Here is a 4,238-nt window from a genome sequence, read left to right as displayed (position 1 = left end):
GCCCGGGTGTGTGAAGCGTTCCCCGACACCTTTACTCTGTCGGACACCCGCCGTACCACCGGAAACCCGGTGCGCAGCGAGCTGTTCCTCGAAACATCGCGACCTGCCCTGGCCGGCCGCAAAGCGCGTTTGCTGATCCTTGGCGGTAGCCTGGGCGCAGAACCGTTGAACAAGTTGCTGCCTGAAGCCCTGGCCCAAGTCGCTGCCGATTTGCGCCCGGAAGTGTTTCATCAGGCCGGCAAAAACCACGATGAAGTGACTGCAGAGCGCTACCGCGCCGCCGGCGTGGACGCGCAGGTGCAGCCGTTCATCAAAGACATGGCCCAGGCCTATGGCTGGGCTGACCTGGTGGTGTGCCGCGCAGGCGCGTTGACCATCAGTGAGCTGGCTGCCGCCGGTCTGCCGTCGATGCTGGTGCCCTTGCCCCACGCGATCGACGATCACCAGACCCGCAATGCCGATTATTTGGCCCGCGAAGGCGCTGCCTTCCTGATGCCGCAAAGAACGACTGGTGCTGCGGACCTTGCCGCGCGCCTGACAGAGGTCTTGATGCAACCGCAACGACTTGAAGAAATGGCCCGAGCGGCCCGCCGTCTGGCGAAACCCGATGCCACCCGTAGCGTGGTCGACACCTGTCTGGAGGTGGCTCATGGTTGAGAATCAGAAAGCCATGCCACAACCGGAAATGCGCCGCATCCGACGCATCCACTTCGTCGGTATCGGCGGCGTGGGCATGTGCGGCATCGCCGAAGTGTTGCTGAACCTGGGCTATGAAGTGTCCGGTTCCGACCTGAAAGCCTCGCCGGTGACCGAGCGCCTGGAATCGTTCGGTGCGCACATCTTTATCGGCCACCGTGCCGAGAACGCCGCGACTGCCGACGTGCTGGTGGTCTCGAGCGCTGTGAACACCTCCAACCCGGAAGTGGCGACCGCCCTCGAGCGTCGCATTCCGGTGGTGCCGCGTGCCGAAATGCTCGCCGAACTGATGCGCTATCGCCACGGCATCGCCGTCGCCGGTACGCACGGCAAAACCACCACCACCAGCCTGATCGCTTCGGTGTTCGCCGCCGGTGGCCTGGACCCGACGTTCGTCATCGGTGGTCGTCTGAACGCGGCGGGTACCAATGCCCAACTGGGCACCAGCCGGTACCTGATCGCCGAAGCCGATGAAAGCGATGCGAGCTTCCTGCACCTGCAACCGCTGGTGGCAGTGGTGACCAACATCGACGCCGACCACATGGCGACCTACGACGGTGACTTCAACAAACTGAAGAAAACCTTCGTCGAATTCCTGCACAACCTGCCGTTCTACGGTCTGGCGGTGATGTGCCTGGACGATCCGGTGGTGCGCGAAATCCTGCCGCAGGTCAAACGTCCGACCGTGACCTACGGCTTCAGCGAAGACGCCGACGTACGCGCGATCAATGTGCGCCAGCAAGGCATGCAGACGTTCTTCACCGTGCTGCGTCCGGATCGTGAGCCACTGGAAGTCTCGGTGAACATGCCGGGCAACCACAACGTGCTCAACTCGCTGGCGACCATCTGCATCGCCACTGACGAAGGCGTCAGCGATGAAGCCATCGTCCAGGGCCTGTCCGGGTTCCAGGGCGTGGGCCGACGTTTCCAGGTCTACGGCGAACTGCCGGTGGACGGCGGCAACGTGATGCTGGTCGACGACTACGGCCACCACCCGACCGAAGTCGCCGCGGTGATCAAGGCCGTGCGCGGTGGCTGGCCGGAGCGCCGTCTGGTGATGGTCTACCAGCCACACCGCTACAGCCGCACCCGCGACCTGTACGACGATTTCGTCAATGTCCTGGCCGACGCCAACGTGCTGCTGCTGATGGAAGTCTATCCGGCCGGCGAAGAGCCGATTCCGGGCGCCGACAGCCGCAAGCTGTGCAACAGCATCCGCCAGCGCGGTCAGCTCGACCCGATCTACATCGAGCGTGGCGTCGATCTGGCGCCGCTGGTCAAGCCGCTGCTGCGTGCCGGTGACATCCTGCTGTGCCAGGGCGCAGGTGATATCGGCGGACTCGCGCCGAAGCTGTTGAAAAGTGAATTGTTCGCCGGCGCCGTGGCCGCGTCGGTCGAGGGGAAGTTGAAATGACTGCTGCCTACGCCAACCTGTTCTCCACTATCGCGCCGAAAGACTTCGGCCGTGTCGCCGTGCTGTTCGGTGGCCTGAGTGCCGAGCGTGAGGTTTCGCTGAAGTCCGGTAATGCTGTGCTCGAAGCGCTGCAGAGCGCCGGTGTGGACGCGTTCGGCATCGACGTTGGTGCCGACATTCTGCAACGTCTGCTCAGCGAAAAGATCGACCGCGCCTTCATCATTCTTCACGGCCGTGGCGGTGAAGATGGCTCGATGCAGGGCCTGCTCGAAGTGGCGGGCATTCCGTACACCGGCAGCGGCATTCTGGCCTCGGCCCTGGCGATGGACAAACTGCGCACCAAGCAGGTCTGGCATAGCCTCGGGATTCCGACGCCGCGTCACGCCGTGCTGTGCAGCGAAGCCGATTGTATTTCGGCGGCGACGGAACTGGGCTTCCCTTTGATCGTCAAACCGGCGCATGAAGGTTCAAGTATCGGGATGGCCAAAGTGAGTTCTGCGTCCGAGTTGATCGACGCATGGAAAGCGGCCAGTACCTACGATTCGCAAGTCTTGGTCGAACAATGGATTCAAGGTCCGGAGTTCACCATCGCCACCCTGCGTGACCAGGTGTTGCCTCCTATTGCCCTGGGTACACCGCACACGTTCTACGACTACGACGCCAAGTACATCGCCAACGATACCCAGTACCGCATTCCGTGCGGGCTGGATGCCGCCAAGGAAAAGGAACTCATGGATCTCACGGCCAAGGCCTGTGAGGCGCTGGGTATTGCCGGTTGGGGCAGGGCGGACGTGATGCAGGACGCCGACGGGCAGTTCTGGTTTCTCGAAGTGAACACCGCTCCGGGCATGACCGACCACAGTCTGGTGCCGATGGCTGCCCGTGCGGCCGGTCTGGATTTCCAGCAACTGGTTCTGGCCATTCTGGCCGCCAGTGTTGAAGACGCTAGAGGTTAAGACGATGCAAGGCGCTCAGCTCAGACATCAGTCACCCGCACCCGGCCGTAAGCCGGTGCCGCGGGGTGCCAGCCGAATGGTGGCCAAAGAGCCGATGTCTGCGCGCCTGCCGAAAGCCAACTTCGGTTTTCTGAAAAGCCTGTTCTGGCCAGTGCTGCTGGTGGTCCTGGGGTTTGGCACTTACGAAGGCGCGCAGCGGTTACTGCCGTACGCCGACCGGCCAATCACCAAGATCGCCGTGCAGGGCGACCTGAGCTACATCAGCCAGCAAGCGGTGCAGCAGCGAATCGCCCCGTACGTGGCGTCGAGCTTCTTCACCATCGACTTGGCCGGTATGCGCACCGAGCTTGAGCAGATGCCGTGGATTGCTCACGCCGAAGTGCGCCGGGTATGGCCGGACCAGGTGGTGATCCGCCTCGAAGAGCAACTGCCCGTGGCCCGTTGGGGCGACGAGTCGCTGCTGAACAACCAGGGCCAGGCGTTTACGCCCAAGGAACTGGCGAATTACGAACACCTGCCACAGCTGTTCGGTCCACAACGGGCCCAGCAGCAAGTGATGCAGCAGTATCAGGTGCTGAGCCAGATGCTGCGGCCGTTGGGCTTCTCGATTGCACGCCTGGAACTGCGTGAACGCGGGAGTTGGTTCCTGACCACCGGTGCCGGCAGTTCCGGCCCCGGCATCGAGTTGCTGCTGGGACGCGGCAACCTGGTGGAAAAGATGCGCCGCTTCATTGCCATCTATGACAAGACGCTTAAAGACCAGATTACGAACATTGCGCGCATCGATCTGCGCTACGCCAACGGCCTCGCCGTTGGCTGGCGGGAACCTGTAGCGCCGACGACAGCCCAACCCGCTGTCGCAAAGAATTAAGAAGAGGCAGGACCCATGGCAAACGTGCAAAGCGGCAAAATGATCGTCGGTCTGGATATCGGCACCTCCAAAGTGGTGGCGCTGGTAGGCGAGGTCGCGGACGACGGCACGCTGGAAATCGTCGGTATCGGTACTCACCCGTCCCGCGGCCTGAAGAAGGGCGTGGTGGTGAATATCGAGTCCACCGTGCAATCGATCCAGCGCGCGATCGAAGAAGCCCAACTGATGGCGGGCTGCCGCATTCACTCGGCGTTCGTCGGCGTGGCGGGCAATCACATTCGCAGCCTGAACTCCCACGGCA

General features: G+C 62.7%; 4 protein-coding genes and 1 pseudogene. All 5 read left to right on the top strand.

Annotated elements, in window-relative coordinates; all coding sequences use genetic code 11:
• Positions 1 to 657 (top strand): glycosyltransferase (locus DBR24_RS32170; protein ID WP_305888980.1); only part of this gene is annotated, 657 nt, incomplete at its 5' end.
• Positions 650 to 2,110: a UDP-N-acetylmuramate--L-alanine ligase gene (murC, locus tag DBR24_RS14340; protein WP_123463146.1), complete on the top strand. Its 1,461-nt coding sequence runs from the start codon at positions 650 to 652 to the stop codon at positions 2,108 to 2,110. The genes DBR24_RS32170 and murC, both read left to right, overlap by 8 nt.
• A complete protein-coding gene (locus DBR24_RS14335) occupies positions 2,107 to 3,066 on the top strand; it encodes a D-alanine--D-alanine ligase (protein WP_128615092.1) in 960 nt (319 codons plus the stop codon). The genes murC and DBR24_RS14335 overlap by 4 nt, the downstream gene beginning before the upstream one ends.
• A 4-nt stretch (positions 3,067 to 3,070) precedes the next feature.
• A complete protein-coding gene (locus DBR24_RS14330) occupies positions 3,071 to 3,937 on the top strand; it encodes a cell division protein FtsQ/DivIB (RefSeq protein ID WP_123463150.1) in 867 nt (288 codons plus the stop codon).
• Between the two features lie 15 nt (positions 3,938 to 3,952).
• Positions 3,953 to 4,238, top strand: a pseudogene (locus tag DBR24_RS14325) (cell division protein FtsA); the annotation flags it as partial.

Source organism: Pseudomonas sp. HMWF006 (genome assembly GCF_003061205.1).
Lineage (GTDB): Bacteria > Pseudomonadota > Gammaproteobacteria > Pseudomonadales > Pseudomonadaceae > Aquipseudomonas > Aquipseudomonas monsensis.
Note: the sequence above shows the minus strand (reverse complement) of the source record. Positions and strands in the feature narration are given on the sequence as shown.

Bases quoted from the DNA above. Each gene is read 5' to 3' on its own strand.
- murC (WP_123463146.1), top strand. From the start codon at position 650: ATGGTTGAGAATCAGAAAGCCATGCCACAACCGGAAATGCGCCGCATC.
- DBR24_RS14335 (WP_128615092.1), top strand. From the start codon at position 2,107: ATGACTGCTGCCTACGCCAACCTGTTCTCCACTATCGCGCCGAAAGAC.
- DBR24_RS14330 (WP_123463150.1), top strand. From the start codon at position 3,071: ATGCAAGGCGCTCAGCTCAGACATCAGTCACCCGCACCCGGCCGTAAG.